We start from the raw sequence: 18,061 nt of genomic DNA on the forward strand, positions 1-18,061 counted from the left end.
CGGTGTCGAGTGGCTTGCATGAAGTTTTTTCGCTTGGACATCTCCCGGACCCGCTTGATAATTTAATGCGCTTTGTTTGACTAAAATCAAGGAGCATTTAATGAGCCAAGCCCTCGAATACCTTTGTTCATATGGTGATCTGACCAAGCCGGGTAGCACGACCGTCGGCGAACTGGCCGACGACTTCACGCTGAATTCTCCCGTCGGCGTGCACGCGGACAGTTATGGCCGGCTGTGGGTGTGCGACACCGGCAACAGCCGCCTGCTGGTGTTCGCGCCCGACCTGTCCACCCTGCTGCACGTGATCGAAGGTCCCGGCGAGGCCACGCCGCAGGCGCCGCGCCTGCTGATGCCGTTCCATGTCTGTCCGCACCCGACGGACAAGCTGATGTATTGCACCGACATGGGCCACGGCCGCGTGGCCGTCTTCGGCTACGACGAGCACGAGGTGTGGTTCAGCTTTGCGTTCGGCGAGGGCCAGGGTGAGGGCGACTATCTGCCGCTGTCCGATCCCAACGGCATCACCACCGTGCGCGAACGCGACGGCGTCGACTACCTCTATGTTTGCGACGAGTTCTTCCATACCAAGGACGACCTGGCCAGCCGCTGCGTCAAGTTCACCTTGGAAGGCAAGTTCGTCGGCCAGTTCCGGCGCGTCGCCTGCCCCGGAGGAGAGCATGGCGGCGGCCACGAATTGCTCTGGCCGCAGGGCATCGCCAGCGATTCCAAAGGCAACATTTATCTCGCCAACACCGGCCACTACGAAGTGCTCAAGATCAGCACCGACTGGCCCGTCGTCGACGAATGCGTGCAGGCGCCGCACGAGACGGTGATGCTGCACCAGCACGGCAAGCCGACCGGCATCGGCAAGTTCAACGTGATGCGCTCGGTATGCGTGATCGGCGACCGCGTGTTCGTGCCGGGGCACATCGAGAACGCCATCGCCGTCTACAACCTCGAGGGCGAGCTGGTCACCATCGTCAACGGCCTGCAGCCCTTGTGGAACCACCGCATGGAGCCGGCGCATTCGATGTCCGACCTGGTCTACGGAGTGCTGGAGGACGTGGTCTTCGTCGGCCCCTATCAAGTGTGCGCGGCCACCGAGCCGGACGTGTATTACGTCAGCGAACCGTTCGCGTCGAGCATCATCAAGGTGCGCATCCCGCGCATGAAGGGCGAGGAGGACGCGTTGCTGCTCGCGTCGGTCGGCCACCGGCGCGACGACCAGGACCGCCTGCGCAAGACCTCGCAGTTCAACTGCATGACGGCCGTGCTCGGCATTGATCCGGATCGCCGCGCGCCGCCGCAGGAGGTCGGCGGCGGTAGCTGGCTCGACCAGTGGGCCACCGCCACCACGCGCGTCTACCAGTATTGGTACGACCAGTTCCGCACGCATTCGGGCATCGATCCGCTGGCACGCATCGGGCGCGGCTCGCTGAACATCGATTCTGGCAACTGGTGCATGAAAACCTTTAATACCGACAGCGATCCCTACCACCAGATGCAGGACATGATGCGCGGCTTCTTCGTGCCCGGCGACCTGGCGATGGATGTCTATTACCCGCACACGCCGCCGCTGGGCCAGATTTGCCCGGGCACGCCGATCATCTTCGTCACCAACTTCAATATGTGCACGGTGTCGATGTACCAGTTCAGCCCGTCGGGCTTCCTGATCAACTACGGCGTGCCGTTCGGCCGCGAGGGCATAGGCGGCGACGGCACGCTGAAGGCGCCGCAGGGCATCGCCGTCAACAGCCGGGGCGAGATCTATATCGCCGACTCGCTCAACAACCGCATCTCGATGTGGCAGATCCAGCCGACCGGCTACGTGGTGTTCCGCAAGAACTTCCGCTGGCACGCGGACGAGGACTTCACGCCATGCGACATCGCCATCGACGCCAATGAGCGCTTGTTTGTCTGCGACCAGTTCAACAACTGCCTGCGCGTGTTCGACCGCGAGGGCAGGAGCTTGTGGAGTTACGGCTACCTCGGCTATTGCGACGACGTCGACGTCGATTATGAAAAGTTCATGCTGCCGGCCAGCGTCTGCATCGATGGTGAACTCCTGATGGTCAATGACCTGGTCAACCGCGCGCTGAAAGTGTTCCGCATCGGCGAGGACGGCCTGACCTACGAGACCGGCATTTCCGTGTTCAAGAAGTATCCGGACGCGGGCGGGGTGTGGATGCCGTACTTCATCCACGCCGCCAAGGGCCGGTTGTACGTGCCCGACACGACTTTCAATGTGGTCAATGTTTTCCGCTACGGTGAGCCGCAGCTGGCGGAAGACCAAATGGCGGCTTGACTCGGCTGGTGGTTCCCGCTTATACTTGTCGGCTTTCCGTTCGCTCAGGAAAGTAAATAAGAAGGCCGAGTCCGCTGAAGCAATGGCGGAACCACCATTTGAGCGTGTTTTACTATTTAGGAAGTCAACATGAAAACTTTTTCCGCTAAGGGCCATGAAGTCCAGCGCGATTGGTTCGTGATTGACGCGACGGACAAAGTCCTCGGACGTGTTGCCAGCGAAGTGGCACTCCGACTGCGCGGCAAACACAAGCCAGAATTTACTCCTCACGTCGATACCGGCGATTTCATCGTCATCATCAACGCAGGCAAACTGCGCGTGACCGGCACCAAAGCCACCGAGAAGACCTACTATCGTCACTCGGGCTACCCAGGCGGCATCTACGAGACCAACTTCCTGAAAATGCAACAGCGTTTCCCAGGCCGTGCTCTGGAAAAAGCAGTCAAGGGTATGTTGCCGAAGGGCCCACTGGGCTACGCAATGATCAAGAAGCTGAAAGTGTACGCTGAAGGTTCGCACCCGCACGCTGCCCAGCAACCTAAAGCACTCGAAATCTAAGGAACTGACATGATCGGTAACTACAATTACGGCACCGGCCGTCGCAAGAGTGCAGTAGCTCGTGTGTTTATCAAAGTTGGCACTGGCCAAATCATCGTTAACGGCAAGCCAGCGGCTGAGTACTTCTCCCGCGAAACCGGCCTGATGGTTATTCGTCAACCACTGGAACTGACCGGCAACGTCGAGCGTTTTGACATCAAAGTCAACGTGCACGGCGGCGGCGAGTCCGGCCAGGCAGGTGCTGTGCGTCACGGCATCACCCGCGCCCTGATCGACTACGATGCAGCGCTGAAGGGCGATCTGGCACGCGCCGGCTTCGTTACCCGCGATGCACGCGAAGTTGAACGTAAAAAAGTTGGTCTGCGCAAAGCACGTCGCGCAAAGCAATTCTCGAAGCGTTAATTTGTACGCTATGGCGCGCCGCTTGCGGCGTGCTGTCGAAAAAGCCGCCGGCCTTGTGCCGGGCGGCTTTTTTGCTATGGGGTACGGTCATACGCCCGTAGCGCAGGCCTGATAAAATGGCCGTCCAGATATGGTGGTGCTGCGACGGATACACGTAGGGCGGATTAGCGCAGCGTAATCCGCCATGCATGCGCCGTCGGCGGCTCATCGATGGCGGATTACGGCGTTCCGCCTAATCCGCCCTACGTGTTTCCGTGTTTTTTTTAATACTCTATTCAAGGAACGAACATGATCAAAGTTGGCATCGTCGGCGGCACCGGTTACACCGGAGTGGAATTGCTGCGACTGTTGGCAGTCCACCCCGACGTGCAGCTGACGGCCATCACGTCGCGCAAGGAAGATGGCTTGCCGGTTGCCGACATGTTCCCTTCGCTGCGCGGCCGCGTGGGCATCGCCTTCTCGTCGCCCGACAAGGCCGACCTCAAGCAGTGCGACGTGGTGTTCTTCGCGACCCCGCACGGCGTGGCCATGGCGCAAGCGCCCGAACTGCTGAAAGCCGGCGTCAAGGTCATCGACCTGGCGGCCGATTTCCGTATCAAGGACAAGGCCGTTTTTGAAAAATGGTACAAGATCGAGCACACCTGCCCGGATCTGCTGGAAGAAGCCGCCTATGGCCTGGCCGAACTGAACCGCGACGCCATCAAGGGCGCGCGCCTGGTCGCCAATCCGGGTTGTTACCCGACCACGATGCAGCTGGGTTACTACCCGCTGCTCAAGGCTGGCGTGATCGACGCCGGTTCGCTGATCGCCGACTGCAAGTCGGGCGTTTCCGGCGCCGGCCGTAAAGCCGAGATCGGCACGCTGTTCTCCGAGTCGAGCGACAACTTCAAGGCCTACGGCGTGTCGGGCCACCGCCACACCCCGGAAACCGTCGCTCAGCTGCAAAAGTTCGCCGGCGACAAAGTCGGCCTGGTGTTCACGCCGCATCTGGTGCCGATGATCCGCGGCATGCATTCGACCCTGTACGGTCGCCTGACCAAGGACGTCAGCAACGAGGAACTGCAGGCATTGTTCGAAGAGCAATACAAGGACTCGCCGTTCGTCGACGTCATGCCGTTCGGTTCGCATCCGGAAACCCGCTCGACGCGCGGCGCCAACGTGCTGCGCCTGGCGCTGCATCGTCCCGACAACGGCAACACCGTCATCGTGCTGGTGGTGCAGGACAACCTGGTCAAGGGCGCGTCCGGCCAGGCGGTGCAGTGTATGAACCTGATGTTCGGCCTGGAAGAATCGACCGGACTGACGCAGATCGCGTTGCTGCCGTAACATTGGGCGCAATCAGGCGTTGATATTTGGCACAAGATCCCCCATTTTCGAGGGGTCTGGAGCATAAACAACGCCAACGGTCTATAATGACCTAAATGTTTTCACGTAGGAGTCTGAAATGAATGCTGTCGCCGAATCACTAGTAGATGTAATCCCGTCGCCGATTATCTTCACCGATAGCGCGGCCGAAAAGGTCGCCCAACTGATCGAGGAAGAGGGTAATCCCGACCTGAAACTGCGTGTGTTCGTGCAAGGTGGCGGTTGTTCCGGCTTCCAGTACGGCTTCACGTTCGACGAAATCGTCAACGAAGACGACACCACCATGGTCAAGAACGGCGTCCAGCTGTTGATCGACTCGATGAGCTACCAGTACCTGGTGGGCGCGGAGATCGACTACAAGGACGACCTGGAAGGCGCGCAATTCGTCATCAAGAACCCGACCGCGACGTCGACCTGCGGCTGCGGCTCCTCGTTCTCGGTATAAATTAGTCGTATTCAGCAGCGGCGGACAACCCAGGTTGTCCGCCGTTGTCGTTTACAGCGCCGGATTGATGCCGGTAACTTAAAACACATCTGAATCACGTAGGGCGGATTAGCGTAGCGTAATCGGCCATGCATGCTCCGCCGGCGGCGCATGCATGGCCGATTACGGCGTTCCGCCTAATCCGCCCTACGTGTTTCAGAATTCATCGATTGCACCGGGTTAGCGGGGGTAGAGCCCGCCGAGTACGCGCTCGCCCTTGGCGCCGGTGACGCTCGGCAGGTTGCCGGCCAGGCGTTCGCTGAAGCGGTAACCCAACCAGGCGAACGCCAACGCCTCTACCCGGTTCGGCGCCACGCCCAGGGCTTGCGTCGACGCCACAACGACGTTATTGCCCAGCGCGGCCCCCAGTTCGCTCATCAGCACGCCGTTATACGCGCCGCCACCGCAGACGTACACTGCGTCCGCGCCGCCGCCATAGGCCTGTATGGCCCGCGCCAGCGAGACCGCCGTCAACTTGGTCAGTGTGAACTGGACATCCTCCGGCGCGGCGTCGTCGTACACCGCCAACCGGGTGTCGAGCCAGTCCAGATCGAACAGGTCGCGGCCGGTGCTTTTCGGCGCCGGCAGCGCGAAATAGGGCTCGTGCAGTAACTCCTGCAGCAACTCCGGGATTTCCTTGCCGCTGGCCGCCCAGGCCCCGTCGGCGTCGTACTCCTTGTCCAGGTGGCGGGCGATCCACGCATCCATCAGCACGTTGCCGGGACCGGTGTCGAAGCCGATCACGCCGCCTTCGCCGTCGAGCACGCTGATGTTGGAGATGCCGCCGATGTTGGCCACCACGCGCGCCTGGCCGGGCTTGCCGAACAGCGCCTGGTGGAAGGCCGGCACCAGCGGCGCGCCCTGGCCGCCGGCGGCGATGTCCCGGCTGCGGAAGTCGGCGATGACGTCGATGCCGCACAGCTCGGCCAGCAGGGCGGGGTTGTTGGTCTGGCGCGTGAAACCCAGTTCGGGACGGTGGCGGATGGTCTGGCCGTGGACGGCGACGGCGCGCACCGTGTCGGCCTTGCGGCCGGCCTCGTCCAGCAACTGTGCGACGCACTGGGCGTAGAACTCCGCCAGTTGATTGGCGGCCAGCGCCTCGCGCTCGATCTCGTTGTCGCCGGCCGCTTGCAGCGCCATCAGCTCGGCGCGCAACGATGGAGGAAACGCGATGTAGGCGGCGGCCAGGGTGTCGATGGCGTCGCCGGAGAAATCAGCGAGGGCGCCGTCCACGCCGTCCAAGCTGGTGCCGGACATCAAACCGATATAGTGGGTCATTGTTGTTTCCTCAAGCTGAAAAAGCTATTTTGCCTGAGCTTGCGTGTGCTGTCGCACGGAACAAGCGTCCTGGGCGGAGCATTATGGCTACAGAGCAAAAGAAACAGACGAAAAAAAACAGGCCGATGCGGCGGCCTGTTTGGTATGAAGCGTTGCGGTTTTATTTCGCCGCGACGCGGGTGCCGGTCGAGCCACCCGGTTGCAGCAGCGCGAAGCGGTGCGACATGTCCGACGCGTAGACCTTGAAGCGCGACAGTTCGGCCGCCGTCAGCGGTGCCTGGGCTTGCACGTTCATCTTGCTCGGGTCCTTGGCCTCGCCGCCGACACGGAACTCGTAGTGCAAGTGCGCGCCGGTCGACCAGCCGGTGCTGCCGACATAGCCGATCACGTCGCCCTGGCTGACTTTGCTGCCTTTTTTGATGCCTGGCGCAAAGCGGCTCATGTGGGCGTAAGCGGTCGAGTAATTGTTCCAGTGCTTGATCGTGACGAAATTGCCGTAGCCGTTCTGGGTGCCGGCGAAATCGACGACGCCATCGCCGGAAGCGCGGATCGGCGTGCCGGTCGGGGCGGGGAAGTCGATGCCTTTGTGGGCTTTCCACTGGCCGGACACCGGATGCACGCGCATCGAGAAGCCCGACGAAATCCGCGAAAATTCCACAGGCGACTTCAGGAAGGCTTTTTTCAGCGCCTTGCCGTCGAAGCTGTAGTAGCCGCCGCCTTGCTTGGTCTGCGGATCTTCAAACCACACCGACTGATACGTCGTGCCACGGTTGGTGAATTCGCCAGCCAGGATGCGGCCCGCGCGAACAAATTCCCCATCCTGCCAGAACGTCTCGTACACCACGTTGAAATGGTCACCGCGCTTCAGGTCGCCCCGGAAGTCGATGCTGGTCGAGAACATCTCGACGATTTGCTTGACGATTGCGTCCGGCAGCTTGGTGCCGTCCTCGTTCGAATCGGTGGCTGCGAACAGGGTCGAGGTGATGGTGCGGGCATGCATCTCGACACGGCGTTCCAGCTTGGCCGGCTCTTCTTCCGCGACAAAGCGGTCGTTTTTGCGGGAAATCTTGATGTTCTTGACAGGGATGTCCTTGCCGTCGACCACGACCGCGCGCAGCCACTGCAGATTGCCTTCGTCGTCGGTCTGCGCCTGGACGCGTTTGCCGGTCTTCAGCTGCATGACGCCCTTGGCGACCTTGTCTTTTTTGATGAAGGTTTCGGCGGCGTCGTCTTCCACACCCAGACGCGTCAGCAGCGTGGCGAGAGTGTCGCCGGCGCGGATGCGTTCTTCGTGGACGAAGTGCTCGTTGGAGGATTGTTGCTCAAGTGCGTTGATCTGCGGCGTAAGATCCGGCATCGTGACCGCTTCTTGCACGGATTTAACCGGCAGATCGGCTGGATCCGGGGCGAGCGGCGCGACGCCGGCCGCACCGAACGCACATACTGTGAGGAACAGTGCCGAGGCGCTGACAATGCGCGCTTTGCGCGTTGAAGCCATCAGACTGTACAAGCGTGAGCTCGTGAATTTATGTATTTGGTTCATGCAATCAGTTAAAATTTGCCGCTTGAACTATTCAGGAACCTTTTATTTCTTCTAATTATTGTCGGGTTTCGTTTTCGTACGGCAAGATTGATGGATCGAGGATTATAACAAACTCCTGAGGCTGACTACCTTTTTTTGAAAAAAACTCCCAAAATATATGACTACCCCTGTTTCCACACCGCCGCCCGCCTCGCCGGCCGCCTCGAAAGTGCTGCCCCTGACCGACCGTGTACAAGAGGCGCTCGCCATCACCAAACGGGGTGTCGACGAGTTGCTGATCGAAAGCGAGTTCGCCCAAAAGCTGGCGCGCTCCGAGCAAAGCGGCATTCCGCTGCGCATCAAACTGGGTCTGGACCCGACCGCGCCGGATTTGCACCTCGGCCACACCGTCGTGCTGAACAAGATGCGTCAGTTGCAAGATCTGGGCCACCAAGTCATTTTCCTCATCGGCGACTTCACCTCCATGATCGGCGACCCGTCGGGCCGCAACATGACGCGTCCGCCGCTGACCAAGGAGCAGGTCGAGCAAAACGCGATGACCTATTTTAAGCAAGCGTCGCTGGTGCTCGATCCATCCAGGACCGAAATCCGCTACAACTCCGAATGGTGCGATCCGCTGGGCGCGCGCGGCCTGATCAAGCTGGCTTCGCATTACACCGTGGCCCGCATGATGGAGCGTGACGATTTTAGCAAGCGTTTCAAGGGTGGGACACCGATCGCGGTCCATGAGTTCCTCTATCCTTTGATGCAGGGCTATGATTCGGTCGCTTTGAAGTCCGATCTCGAGCTGGGTGGAACAGACCAGAAATTCAACTTGCTGGTCGGCCGCGAGTTGCAGAAGGACTACGACCAGGAACCACAGTGCATTTTGACCATGCCGCTGCTGGAAGGTTTGGACGGCGTCGACAAGATGTCCAAGTCGAAGAACAACTATATCGGCATTACCGAGCCGGGCAACACCATGTTCGCCAAGATCATGAGCATTTCCGACGTGATGATGTGGAAATACTATGAGCTGCTGTCGTTCCGCTCGATCGCCGACGTCGCCGCGCTCAAGGCAACCATCGAAGGCGGCGCCAACCCGCGCGACGCCAAAGTGGCGCTGGCGCAGGAAATCGTCGCCCGTTTCCACTCGCAGGCGGCGGCGGACGAGGCGCTCAACGACTTCGTCAACCGCTCCAAGGGCGGCATTCCGGACGACGTGCCGGAGGTGGCGCTGGGCGGCGCGCCGGTCGGCATCCCGCAATTGCTGAAGATGGCCGGCCTGTGCCCGTCCACCTCGGAAGCGATGCGCATGATCGACCAGGGCGGCGTGCGCCTGGACGGTACCGTCATCAGCGACAAGGCCGTCAAGATCGAGGCCGGCACCTTTGTGCTGCAAGTGGGCAAGCGCAAGTTCGCCCGCGTGACCCTCTCCGCATGATCGCGCTGCTGCAACGGGTCAGCGACGCGAAAGTGGTGGTCGATGGCGCCACCGTCGGCGCCATCGGGGCCGGCCTGATGGTGCTGGTCTGCGCCGAACGCAACGACACCGAGAAGGACGCCGACACGCTGCTGACCAAAATGCTGGGCTACCGGGTGTTTTCGGACGAAGCCGACAAGATGAACCGCAGCGTGACGGATGTGGCAGGCGGCCTGCTGCTGGTGCCGCAGTTCACCCTGGCGGCCGACACCAAGTCCGGCACCCGTCCTTCGTTCACCCCCGCCGCCGCGCCGGCCGATGGCTTACGCCTGTTCAATTATTTTGTCGAGCAGGCGCGCTTGAGGCACGCCGTGGTGCAAACGGGCCAATTTGGTGCAGACATGAAAGTCACGCTGACCAACGACGGACCGGTAACGTTTTGGCTGCAAACCACCTCTAAATAGAATAGATAGAAAATTCGGCCGGGAGACCAGAGATGAAACTGTCGAGTGAAAGCTTTCGCGGCGGGGAGGCGATTCCAGCCGCCTGCGCCTTTGCAACGATGGGCGCCGACGGCCAGGTGACGCTGTCCGCCAACCGCAATCCCCAGCTGAGCTGGAGCGACGTTCCGGCCGGCACCGAATCGCTGGTGTTGCTGTGCATCGACGGCGATGTGCCGCGGGACGCCACCGACGTCAACCGCCCCGGCGTCACCTTGCCAGTGAGTATGCCGCGCGACGATTTTTTCCACTGGAGCTTGATCGATATCCCGGTCGGCCTGCACCAGATCGCCGAGGGCGCCTTGTCGGACGGGGTGGCCGCGCGCGGCAAACCGGGGCCGGAAACGGGCCTGGACGGCGCCGCCGTGCGGCAGGGCGTCAACGACTACACCCGGTGGTTTTCCACCGACCCGGCGATGGCCGGCGACTATTACGGGTATGATGGCCCCTGTCCGCCGTGGAACGATGAGCGCGTCCACCATTATATATTTCGCATGTATGCGCTCGATGTGCCGCGTCTGGCACTGGAAGGGCGCTTCACCTGCGTCGACGTGCTCAACGCCATCCACGGCCATATCGTCGACGAGGCGCAACTGATCGGCACGTACACTTTGAATCCGGCCCTGGCCGCCGACCCGGCCCGCAAGCCAAGAAAAAAGACCGCATGAACAACACCAATATTTTGCTGATCCGCCACGGCGAGACGGCCTGGAACGCCGTGCGCCGCCTGCAGGGCCACATCGATATCCCGCTCAACGCCGAAGGCGAACGCCAGGCCGGCGCGCTGGCCCAGGCGCTGGCCGCCGAGTCGGTCGACGTGATTATTTCCAGCGACCTGCAACGCGCCCGCCAAACGGCCCAGGCCGTGGCCGACCAGTACGACGGCGCCAAGGTGCACGCCGACGCCAACTTGCGCGAACGCTGCTATGGCGTCTTCGAAGGCATGTTGTACACCGAGGTCGAGCAGCAATACCCGGCCGACTTCGCGCTATGGCAGGCGCGCGATATCGACGCGGTGATGCCGCCCGGCGAGCGGGTGGCGGAAAGTTTCCGCCAGTTCTATGCGCGCGCCATCTCGGCCATCCGCGAGTGGGCCGAGCGTCATCCGGGCAAAACCATCGCCGTCGTGGCCCATGGCGGCGTGCTGGAATGCGCCTACCGCGAAGCGGTCGGCATGCAGCTCGACAGCCCGCGCGATTTCCAGGTCAAGAACGCCAGCATCAACCGTTTTACGTTTTCCGATGGTAAGTTAGCGCTAACTAGCTGGGGCGAGGTAGAGCACCTGAGTCTGGCTGCGATGGACGACGTGATCTGATCTTTCATAACGTCAAGGCTGCACATTTGCCGATTTCATAAAAAATAGTGCTTATTATTTGAGCACCCCTTCGGTTAAAATAGAAGGTTCCTTCCTCCTCATCAGGTATCGCCAGTGCAAATCGGCCCTCATTTACTGCGCAACAACGTTTTCGTCGCTCCCATGGCAGGAGTGACGGATCGGCCTTTCCGTCAGCTGTGCAAGCAGCTGGGGGCGGGGTACGCGGTGTCTGAAATGGCGGCGTCCAATCCGCGCCTGTGGGCGACCGAAAAGAGCTCGCGCCGCACCGACCACACCGGCGAAATGGAGCCGAAGGCGGTGCAGATCGCCGGCGCCGATCCCAAGGACCTGGCCGATTGCGCCCGCTTTAACGTCGAGCGCGGCGCCCAGATCATCGATATCAATATGGGTTGCCCGGTCAAGAAGGTGTGCAATAGCTGGTGCGGTTCGGCCCTGTTGCAGAACGAGGCGCTGGTCAGGGAAATCGTCGAAGCCGTGGTCGGCGCCGTCGACGTGCCGGTCACCCTGAAGTTCCGCACCGGCTGGAACCGCGAAAACAAGAACGCGCTGAAGATCGCCCGCATCGCCGAGGACGCCGGCATCGCCATGCTGACCTTGCACGGCCGCACGCGCGCCGACGGTTATACCGGCGATGCCGAATACGACATGATCGCGGCGGTCAAGCAGTCCGTCGCGATTCCCGTGGTGGCCAACGGCGACATCACGACCCCGGAAAAAGCCAAATACGTGCTTGATTACACCGGCGCCGATGCCGTCATGATCGGCCGCGCGGCGCAGGGCCGGCCGTGGATCTTCCGCGAGATCGAGCATTACCTGCGCACCGGCACCCACCTGCCGTCGCCGTACGTCGACGAAGTGCGCGCGCTGATGGACGAACACCTGCGCGCCCACTACGCGTTTTACGGCGAATACCTGGGCGTGCGCACCGCGCGCAAACACATCGGCTGGTATGTGCGCGACCTCGAGGGCGGCGAGGAATTCCGCCAGAAGATGAATCTGCTGGAGTCCACCGACGAGCAGTTGATCGCCGTCGACCAGTTTTTCGAATCCCAGTGGACCTACGGCGAGCGGTTACAATACCGCCTCCCGGAATTGTTGCAAGCCGATAAGTTGCAAGCCGCATAAGAACTAGCTAGAGAGCACTAAAAAAGTTATATCAGAAGGGTAAGCGCCCGGATCATGAGTCCCGGAGTGATTTACCAGCGTCAACAGATTATTTAGCGAACGACATCAAAATGAGCAAAGAAAGTATCCAGGAAGTAGTCCAGAAGAGCCTTGAAGATTACTTCAACGACCTGGGCGAGCAGCAGGCATCGAATATCTACGATATGGTCGTGCTGACCGTGGAAAAGCCAATACTGGAAGTGGTCATGACGCGCGCCGACGGCAACCAGTCGCACGCGGCGCAGATGCTGGGCATCAACCGCAACACCCTGCGCAAGAAACTGCAAGAACACGGCCTGCTGTAACCAGCGGCGATTTTTCCGGCGTCGGCGGCTGGGAACGGCCGTCGGGCCGGTCCGCAATCAGATATCAACCCACCTAGCCTTTCACAGCCATGATTAAACAAGCTCTCATCTCCGTCTCCGACAAAACCGGTGTGCTGGACTTCGCCCGCGCGCTGTCCACCATGGGCGTCAAGATCCTGTCGACCGGCGGCACCGCCAAACTGCTGGCCGACAACGGCGTGGCCGTGACCGAGGTCGCCGACTACACCGGCTTCCCGGAGATGCTCGATGGCCGCGTCAAGACGCTGCATCCGAAAGTACACGGCGGCATCCTGGCGCGCCGCGATTTCCCGGAGCACGTGGCCAAGCTGGAAGAGCACGCCATTCCGACCATCGACATGGTGGTGGTCAACCTGTATCCGTTCCAGGCCACCGTCGCCAAGGAAGATTGCTCGCTGGACGACGCCATCGAGAACATCGACATCGGCGGTCCGGCCATGCTGCGCTCGGCGGCCAAGAACCACAAGGACGTGGTCGTCATCTGCGATCCGTCGGACTACGGCGTGGTGCTGGCGGAAATGAAGACCACCGACAATTCGCCGGGCTATGTCAGCTACGACACCCGTTTCAAGCTGGCCACCAAGGTCTACGCGCACACCGCGCAGTACGACGGCGCCATCGCCAACTACCTGACCAGCCTGGGCGCCGACCGCCAGCACGCCAGCCGCAACGCCTATCCGAACACCTTGAACGTGGCGTTTGAAAAAGTACAGGACATGCGCTACGGCGAGAACCCGCACCAGTCGGCCGCGTTCTACCGCGACGTCGCCGCCACCGACGGCGCGCTGGCCAACTACCGCCAGCTGCAGGGCAAGGAACTGTCGTTCAACAACATCGCCGACGCCGACGCCGCGTGGGAATGCGTCAAGAGCATGGGCAGCTTCCAGCAAAGCGCCGCCTGCGTCATCGTCAAGCACGCCAATCCGTGCGGCGTCGCGCTGGGCACCGACGCCGCCGACGCCTACAAGCGCGCGCTGCAGACCGATCCGACCTCGGCGTTCGGCGGCATCATCGCCTTCAACGTCGAGATCGACGCGGCCGCCGCCACCGAGCTGGCCAAGCTGTTCGTCGAGGTGCTGATCGCGCCGTCGTATTCCGCTGAAGCCAAGCAGATCCTGTCGGCCAAGCAGAATGTGCGTTTGTTGGAAATCCCGCTCGGTAACGGCGTCAACGCGATGGACTTCAAGCGCGTCGGCGGCGGTTTGCTGGTGCAGTCGGCCGATTCGAAAAACGTGCTGCTGACGGACCTGAAAGTGGTCAGCAAGCTGCAGCCGACGCCGCAGCAGTTGCAGGACATGATGTTCGCCTGGCGCGTGGCCAAGTATGTGAAGTCGAACGCCATCGTCTTCTGCGGCAATAACATGACCCTGGGCGTGGGCGCCGGACAGATGAGCCGTATCGACTCGGCCCGCATCGCCTCGATCAAGGCGCAAAACGCCGGCCTGTCGCTGACCGGTTCGGTGGTGGCGTCGGACGCGTTCTTCCCGTTCCGCGACGGTCTGGACGTGGTGGTCGACGCCGGCGCGACCTGCGTGATTCACCCGGGCGGCTCGATGCGTGACCAGGAAGTGATCGACGCGGCCAACGAGCGCGGCGTCGTTATGGTTTACACCGGCATTCGCCATTTCCGCCATTGATTTTTAAAACCGTCGGCATTGCGCCGTCGCGAACATAAAAGCGCCCGCAACCTTGCGGGCGCTTTCTTTACTGCATACAATCCATCAATGATAATTCTCGGCATCGACCCCGGCTTGCGCACGACCGGCTTTGGCGTTATTCGCAAGCAGGGCGCGAAGCTGTACTACGTCGCCTCGGGCACCATCAAAAGCGGCGAGGGCAACCTGCCGGCGCGCTTGAAGGTGATCCTCGACGGCGTGGCCGAGGTCGCCCGCATCTACCAGCCCGAATGCGCGGCCATCGAGCAGGTGTTCGTCAACGTCAATCCGCAATCGACCTTGCTGCTGGGCCAGGCGCGCGGCGCGGCGATCTGCGCGTTGGTGTCGGCCGAACTCAGCGTGGCTGAATATTCGCCGACGCAGGTCAAGCAGGCGGTGGTCGGCACCGGCCGCGCGGTCAAGGCGCAGGTGCAGGACATGGTGGCGCGGTTGCTGTCGCTGCCCGGCCTGCCCGGTACCGATGCCGCCGACGCGCTCGGCATCGCCATCTGCCACGCCCACAGCCGCGAAACCTTGACCCTGATCGCCGGCGCCGGCAAGGGCACCAGCACCGCCAAGAGCGGTCCGTTGGCAGGCCTGCGCATGAAAAACGGCCGCCTGGTCGGCTAACTCCCCTAATTAAGAAGGCTACAACACGATGATCGGTCGTCTCTCCGGTATTCTGCTTGAAAAAAATCCGCCGCAACTGCTGGTCGAGTGCGCCGGTGTCGGCTACGAGGTCGATGTGCCGATGAGTACCTTCTACAATCTGCCGCATGTCGGCGAAAAGGTCGTGCTGTTCACGCACCAGGCGATCCGCGAGGACGCGCATTTGTTGTTCGGCTTCGGCAACGCCGAGGAGCGCGCCGTGTTCCGCCAGCTGATCAAGATCAGCGGCGTCGGTGCGCGCACCGCGTTGTCTATCCTGTCGGGCATGTCGATTTCCGATCTGGCGCAGGCGGTGACGTTGCAGGAGTCGGGACGCTTGATCAAGGTGCCCGGCATCGGCAAGAAGACCGCCGAGCGCCTGTTGCTGGAACTGAAGGGCAAGCTGGGCGCGGACATCGGCGCCGGCGGCGGCCATGCGGTGCCCGATTCGCAGTCGGACATCCTCAACGCGCTGCTGGCGCTGGGCTACTCCGACAAGGAAGCGCTGCTCGCGCTCAAGACCGTGCCGGCCGGCAGCGGCGTGTCTGACGGCATTAAGCAGGCATTGAAGGCGCTGTCCAAAGGCTGACACGCCTCAAACGAGGCGCCGGTGCCGCGGCCTATGCTTGAAGGTCGAGCAAAGCGGAGGTGCCGATCATGGAACAAGCAACACGCTTTCCCTGGAGTCATTTTCCCGCCGTTTTTATTCACGCGGCCGAGAGCTTCGTTAAGACCCATCATGCGTATGCCGCAGCCAAGGCGGGGGATGGTTTCGCTGCGATGGAACTGGTTAGCGATGCGGTCTCGATTAAAACTTTGGAGCAGCTCTGGAAGCGGTTCAACGACTTGGCGCCGATATTGGTCAGCGCACATGCGCAGGAGGCGTCTGGCATCAACGCCATGCCTCGGGCACTGGCGTGGCTGATCTCGGATGTTCTTGATTGGCCACGGGAGCGTAGAATATTTCAGGCGAACAAAGTCACTCACACTGGCGCAACTGGCTATGAATGGCTTCAACGACAGGTGCTCTTCGCAGGTCCGATCGTAATTGGCCTAAACTACCTAATGGTCGATGACTTTATCGGCCAAGGCGGAACGCTTGCCAATTTACGAGGTCATATCCTCGCGCAGAAAGGGTGCGTCATCGGCGCAACGGTTTTAACCGGTAAGGACTATTCGGCGGAGCTAGCCCTAACGAGCGCACAATTGTCAGAGCTAAGGAGGAAACATGGACACATTGAATACTGGTGGCGACAACGGTTCGGGTTCGAATGCCTCACCGCGTCAGAAGCCCGATATCTCAGCCAAACTGCTTCAGCTGAAAGAATCATTGAGGGTCTGGAGGCAGTTGATAGCTGAAGGCAAGGTAGAATCGCTTGTGGTCAAAATAGATACGCCGCCCGAACTAGCGAATGTTCCGTATCGAATGTTGACTGAGCGGGAACAGCGGCAACTGCGGATCACCAAAAGACAGATAGACAGCTATTATCAACGTGTTTTCAAACCAAGATTTAAATAGGCAACCAGCAACTGAATGAGCATCCAGACCGACAGCTTCACCGAACAGCGCATCATCGACGCGGCGCCGTCGTCGCCCAATGAAGAGGCGATCGAGCGCGCGCTGCGCCCCAAGCATCTCGATGAATATGTCGGGCAGGCCAAGATCCGCGACCAGCTGGAGATCTTCATCGCCGCCGCGCGCAACCGCAAGGAGGCGCTCGACCACACCTTGCTGTTCGGACCGCCGGGCCTCGGTAAAACCACGCTGGCCAACATCATCGCGCGCGAGATGGGCGTCAACCTGCGCCAGACCTCCGGCCCGGTGCTCGAGCGCCCCGGCGACCTGGCCGCGATCCTGACCAACCTCGAAGCCAACGACGTGCTGTTCATCGACGAGATCCACCGCCTGTCGCCGGTGGTCGAGGAGATCCTGTACCCGGCGCTGGAGGACTACCAGATCGACATCATGATCGGCGAGGGCCCGGCCGCGCGCTCCGTCAAGCTCGACCTGCAACCGTTCACCTTGGTCGGCGCCACCACCCGCGCCGGCATGCTGACCAACCCGCTGCGCGACCGCTTCGGTATCGTCGCCCGCCTCGAGTTTTACAACACCGAGGAACTGACCAAGATCGTCACCCGCAGCGCCGCGCTGCTCAAGGCCAACATCGCCCCGGACGGCGCCGTCGAGATCGCCCGCCGCGCGCGCGGCACGCCGCGCATCGCCAACCGCCTGCTGCGCCGCGTGCGCGATTACGCCGAGGTCAAGGCCAACGGCGACATCACCAAGACCGTGGCCGACGCCGCGCTGGTGATGCTCGACGTCGACACCGTCGGCTTCGACGTCATGGACCGCAAGCTGCTCGAAGCGGTGCTGTACAAGTTCGGCGGCGGCCCGGTCGGCATCGGTAACCTGGCGGCGGCCATCGGCGAGGCGGCCGACACCATCGAAGACGTGCTCGAACCTTACCTGATCCAGCAAGGGTTCCTGCAGCGCACGCCGCGCGGGCGGGTCGCCACGCCGGCCGCGTACAAGCACTTCGGCGTCACGCCGCCGCGCACCAATCCCAACGGCGAACTGTGGGACCTGTGATGCAGATTTGGGTCGACGCCGACGCCTGTCCCGCCGTCATCAAGGATATCCTGTACCGCGTGGCCGAGCGCATGCAAATGCAGGTGACCCTGGTGGCCAACCAACTGCTGCGCGTGCCGCCGTCGCGCTTTGTCCGCTCGGTGCAGGTGCCGTCCGGCGCCGACGTGGCCGACCAGGAGATCGTGCGCCTGCTGGCGCCGGGCGACCTGGTCGTCACCGGCGACATCCCGCTGGCCTCGGACGTGTTGAAGAAGGGCGGCTACGCGCTCAATCCGCGCGGCGAGTTCTACACCAACGACAACATCGCGCAGATGCTCAGCATGCGCGCCTTCATGGATGAGTTGCGCGGCAGCGGCGTCGATACCGGCGGCCCGGCCGCCTTCAACCAGGGCGACCGCCAGAGTTTCGCCAACAGCCTGGACCGGCACCTGCGCAAGCATGCCACCCCGCCGGCATCGGCATAAGGCGCAAAAGTCGTCTCCGACCA

General features: G+C 61.6%; 19 protein-coding genes. 17 read left to right on the forward strand and 2 right to left on the reverse strand.

Annotated elements, in window-relative coordinates; all coding sequences use genetic code 11:
• Nucleotides 1-100 precede the first annotated feature (100 nt).
• The 5 genes from MRBLMU1_RS16865 to erpA all read left to right on the forward strand — a co-directional run bounded on the left by MRBLMU1_RS16865 (nucleotide 101) and on the right by erpA (nucleotide 5,075).
• A complete protein-coding gene (locus MRBLMU1_RS16865) occupies nucleotides 101-2,305 on the forward strand; it encodes an NHL repeat-containing protein (protein WP_363503395.1) in 2,205 nt (734 codons plus the stop codon).
• Nucleotides 2,306-2,434: 129 nt separating this feature from the next.
• Nucleotides 2,435-2,863, forward strand: coding sequence for a 50S ribosomal protein L13 (gene rplM / locus MRBLMU1_RS16870; RefSeq protein ID WP_056157909.1), 429 nt, complete (start codon nucleotides 2,435-2,437; stop codon nucleotides 2,861-2,863).
• Nucleotides 2,864-2,872: 9 nt separating this feature from the next.
• Complete coding sequence (rpsI, locus tag MRBLMU1_RS16875; protein ID WP_008445137.1) at nucleotides 2,873-3,265, forward strand: 30S ribosomal protein S9; 393 nt, start codon at nucleotides 2,873-2,875, stop codon at nucleotides 3,263-3,265.
• Nucleotides 3,266-3,553: 288 nt separating this feature from the next.
• Entirely contained in the window at nucleotides 3,554-4,591 is a 1,038-nt protein-coding gene (argC, locus tag MRBLMU1_RS16880) for an N-acetyl-gamma-glutamyl-phosphate reductase (RefSeq protein WP_363503399.1), read from the forward strand.
• Nucleotides 4,592-4,709: 118 nt separating this feature from the next.
• Entirely contained in the window at nucleotides 4,710-5,075 is a 366-nt protein-coding gene (erpA, locus tag MRBLMU1_RS16885; protein ID WP_090316908.1) for an iron-sulfur cluster insertion protein ErpA, read from the forward strand.
• 219 nt (nucleotides 5,076-5,294) lie between these two features.
• On the opposite strand, the gene MRBLMU1_RS16890 is transcribed toward erpA, so the two are convergent.
• Together MRBLMU1_RS16890 and MRBLMU1_RS16895 are read right to left on the reverse strand one after the other, a co-directional pair.
• Complete coding sequence (locus MRBLMU1_RS16890) at nucleotides 5,295-6,392, reverse strand: anhydro-N-acetylmuramic acid kinase (RefSeq protein WP_363503401.1); 1,098 nt, start codon at nucleotides 6,390-6,392, stop codon at nucleotides 5,295-5,297.
• A 160-nt stretch (nucleotides 6,393-6,552) separates the two neighbouring features.
• Nucleotides 6,553-7,935: a M23 family metallopeptidase gene (locus MRBLMU1_RS16895; RefSeq protein ID WP_363503403.1), complete on the reverse strand. Its 1,383-nt coding sequence runs from the start codon at nucleotides 7,933-7,935 to the stop codon at nucleotides 6,553-6,555.
• Between the two features lie 157 nt (nucleotides 7,936-8,092).
• Between MRBLMU1_RS16895 and tyrS the strand changes: the two genes are divergently transcribed.
• The 12 genes from tyrS to MRBLMU1_RS16955 all read left to right on the forward strand — a co-directional run bounded on the left by tyrS (nucleotide 8,093) and on the right by MRBLMU1_RS16955 (nucleotide 18,038).
• Nucleotides 8,093-9,358 carry a tyrosine--tRNA ligase gene (gene tyrS / locus MRBLMU1_RS16900; protein ID WP_363503405.1) on the forward strand — a complete coding sequence of 422 codons (1,266 nt, stop codon included), beginning with the start codon at nucleotides 8,093-8,095 and terminating at the stop codon, nucleotides 9,356-9,358.
• Nucleotides 9,355-9,801, forward strand: a complete 447-nt coding sequence (dtd, locus tag MRBLMU1_RS16905) for a D-aminoacyl-tRNA deacylase (protein ID WP_363503407.1) — start codon at nucleotides 9,355-9,357, stop codon at nucleotides 9,799-9,801. The genes tyrS and dtd overlap by 4 nt, the downstream gene beginning before the upstream one ends.
• Before the next feature lie 32 nt (nucleotides 9,802-9,833).
• The gene (locus tag MRBLMU1_RS16910; RefSeq protein WP_363503409.1) at nucleotides 9,834-10,505 is read left to right on the forward strand and encodes a YbhB/YbcL family Raf kinase inhibitor-like protein; all 672 of its coding nucleotides are present in this window, start codon (nucleotides 9,834-9,836) and stop codon (nucleotides 10,503-10,505) included.
• Nucleotides 10,502-11,152 (forward strand): histidine phosphatase family protein, encoded by a 651-nt coding sequence (locus MRBLMU1_RS16915; RefSeq protein WP_363503411.1) that lies wholly within the window; start codon nucleotides 10,502-10,504, stop codon nucleotides 11,150-11,152. Before MRBLMU1_RS16910 ends, MRBLMU1_RS16915 begins: the two co-directional genes overlap by 4 nt.
• Before the next feature lie 114 nt (nucleotides 11,153-11,266).
• On the forward strand, nucleotides 11,267-12,298 hold the full coding sequence (gene dusB / locus MRBLMU1_RS16920) for a tRNA dihydrouridine synthase DusB (RefSeq protein WP_363503413.1): 1,032 nt from the start codon (nucleotides 11,267-11,269) through the stop codon (nucleotides 12,296-12,298).
• A 110-nt stretch (nucleotides 12,299-12,408) separates the two neighbouring features.
• Nucleotides 12,409-12,642, forward strand: coding sequence for a helix-turn-helix domain-containing protein (locus tag MRBLMU1_RS16925; RefSeq protein ID WP_008445162.1), 234 nt, complete (start codon nucleotides 12,409-12,411; stop codon nucleotides 12,640-12,642).
• Between the two features lie 89 nt (nucleotides 12,643-12,731).
• The gene (gene purH, locus MRBLMU1_RS16930) at nucleotides 12,732-14,318 is read left to right on the forward strand and encodes a bifunctional phosphoribosylaminoimidazolecarboxamide formyltransferase/IMP cyclohydrolase (protein WP_363503417.1); all 1,587 of its coding nucleotides are present in this window, start codon (nucleotides 12,732-12,734) and stop codon (nucleotides 14,316-14,318) included.
• An 87-nt stretch (nucleotides 14,319-14,405) separates the two neighbouring features.
• The gene (ruvC, locus tag MRBLMU1_RS16935; protein WP_330918175.1) at nucleotides 14,406-14,966 is read left to right on the forward strand and encodes a crossover junction endodeoxyribonuclease RuvC; all 561 of its coding nucleotides are present in this window, start codon (nucleotides 14,406-14,408) and stop codon (nucleotides 14,964-14,966) included.
• Between the two features lie 28 nt (nucleotides 14,967-14,994).
• Entirely contained in the window at nucleotides 14,995-15,573 is a 579-nt protein-coding gene (gene ruvA / locus MRBLMU1_RS16940; RefSeq protein ID WP_363503419.1) for a Holliday junction branch migration protein RuvA, read from the forward strand.
• Nucleotides 15,574-15,641: 68 nt separating this feature from the next.
• Nucleotides 15,642-16,343 (forward strand): hypothetical protein, encoded by a 702-nt coding sequence (locus MRBLMU1_RS16945; protein ID WP_363503421.1) that lies wholly within the window; start codon nucleotides 15,642-15,644, stop codon nucleotides 16,341-16,343.
• A 175-nt stretch (nucleotides 16,344-16,518) separates the two neighbouring features.
• Nucleotides 16,519-17,574, forward strand: coding sequence for a Holliday junction branch migration DNA helicase RuvB (ruvB, locus tag MRBLMU1_RS16950; RefSeq protein ID WP_209725130.1), 1,056 nt, complete (start codon nucleotides 16,519-16,521; stop codon nucleotides 17,572-17,574).
• Nucleotides 17,574-18,038 (forward strand): YaiI/YqxD family protein, encoded by a 465-nt coding sequence (locus MRBLMU1_RS16955; protein WP_363503424.1) that lies wholly within the window; start codon nucleotides 17,574-17,576, stop codon nucleotides 18,036-18,038. The genes ruvB and MRBLMU1_RS16955 overlap by 1 nt, the downstream gene beginning before the upstream one ends.
• The last annotated feature ends 23 nt before the right edge of the window (nucleotides 18,039-18,061 follow it).

The sequence above is a fragment of the Burkholderia sp. LMU1-1-1.1 genome (assembly GCF_040675865.1).
Taxonomy (GTDB): Bacteria; Pseudomonadota; Gammaproteobacteria; order Burkholderiales; family Burkholderiaceae_D; genus Rugamonas.